Origin of the sequence: Shigella sp. FC1661 (assembly GCF_001712525.1) — a bacterium.
GTDB lineage: Bacteria > Pseudomonadota > Gammaproteobacteria > Enterobacterales > Enterobacteriaceae > Escherichia > Escherichia coli.
The window spans coordinates 1-546 of the sequence record NZ_MDGW01000455.1; the positions used below are offsets into that span (position 1 = coordinate 1).

Annotated in this window: 2 pseudogenes; one reads left to right on the plus strand and one right to left on the minus strand. The window is 53.8% G+C overall.

Annotated features, from left to right (window positions below):
* A pseudogene (locus tag BFF42_RS20445) lies at positions 1-103 on the plus strand (IS110 family transposase); the annotation flags it as partial.
* Positions 104-114: 11 nt separating this feature from the next.
* Here the strand turns inward: BFF42_RS20445 and BFF42_RS20450 are convergent.
* Positions 115-486: pseudogene (locus BFF42_RS20450) on the minus strand (DDE-type integrase/transposase/recombinase); the annotation flags it as partial.
* Between the last annotated feature and the right edge of the window lie 60 nt (positions 487-546).

A 546-nucleotide genomic window follows, 5' to 3' on the forward strand; every position in this document is an offset into this window, starting at 1 on the left:
GCAACTGGTGAAGTTCCGGACCGCACAAATTAATGCCCTGCACGGGACGTTACTGGAGTTTGGTGAAACCATCCACAAAGGCCGGGCAGCGATGGAGCGTGAAGTGGTCAACAAAAAACTGGCCACCGAGTTAGAGTTTTTCCAGTATCGATTTTCCGATTCGTTTGGGGGTAACCCACCGTTATATTCGTGCGGTCTTAGTGCGCTGTAATATCCAACGATATAGTCCGTTATGGCGTGAGCTGCCTCGCTGAAGCTTACGTAACCCACCACCGGCATCCATTCGTTCTTCAGACTCCTGAAGAAGCGTTCCATTGGGCTGTTATCCCAGCAGTTTCCGCGCCGGCTCATACTCTGTCTGATCTGGTATCGCCACAATAACTGCCGGAACTGCCTGCTCGTATAATGACTGCCCTGATCGCTGTGGAACATCACCCCGCCGGGCTTACCGTAAGCGTGCAGCAAGAACCGTATTGACGGGGATGTGTTATTCAGTCGGCAGTGCTACGCGCCAGGGGAGCAGTTCGCCGACCCGGTTTATCGGCC